1 protein-coding gene is annotated in these 713 nt (G+C 64.4%); it reads left to right on the top strand.

From position 1 onward, the window contains the following. Positions 1 to 713: FAD-dependent oxidoreductase (locus EOA86_RS37110; RefSeq protein ID WP_128345864.1), on the top strand; the 713-nt coding region annotated here is incomplete at both ends.

Raw genomic sequence — 713 nt, 5'->3', positions numbered from 1 at the left:
ATCCAATGGCGGCGCGCGGCACCAGCCAATCGAATGCCGGGCTGGTGTCGCCGGGCGACGCCACCGCCTGGGCCTCGCCCGCTGCGCTGAAAACATTCCTGCGCGCGCTTTACAACCACGATCTCGGCATCAAGGTGCGGCTGCGCTTCGATCCTTATTTCTTCGCCTGGAGCCTGCGCTTCCTGCGCCAGTGCACGCGAGCGCGCCTGCGCGCCAACACCGATATCAAGCTGCGCCTGGCGCTTTATTCGCGCGACTGCATCAACGCCATCTCTGCCGCCACCGGCATTCACTATGACGAGCGCAAGAAGGGCATTCTCTATTTCTTCCGCTCGCAGCAGAGTCTTGATACCGGCACCGACAATTACCGCTATCTCGCCGAGCACGGTCTGCCGATCGAGATCGTCGGCCGCGACCGGCTGGTCGAGCTAGAGCCCGGGCTTGCCGGGGCCAAGGATAAGATCGCCGGCGGCGTCTATTCGCCGATCGACCAGACCGGCGACTCCAGCCAATTCACGCAGAACCTCGCTGCCTATGCCGCCCAGAAACTCGGCGTGCAATTCCTCTACGGCACGACGGTCGAAGGCCTCGACATTGAAGGCGATCGGGTGCGCGCGGTGATGACCTCGGCCGGTCCGGTCGCTGGCGACGCCGTGGTCATATCAATGGGACCTGAAAGCGGCCTGCTCGGCCGCCGCTACGGCCTCGATCTG

Origin of the sequence: Mesorhizobium sp. M5C.F.Ca.IN.020.32.2.1, assembly GCF_004023105.1 — a bacterium.
Lineage (GTDB): Bacteria > Pseudomonadota > Alphaproteobacteria > Rhizobiales > Rhizobiaceae > Mesorhizobium > Mesorhizobium wenxiniae.
The sequence above is the reverse complement of the archived record's forward strand: the minus strand, read 5'-3'. Positions and strand labels throughout refer to the sequence as shown.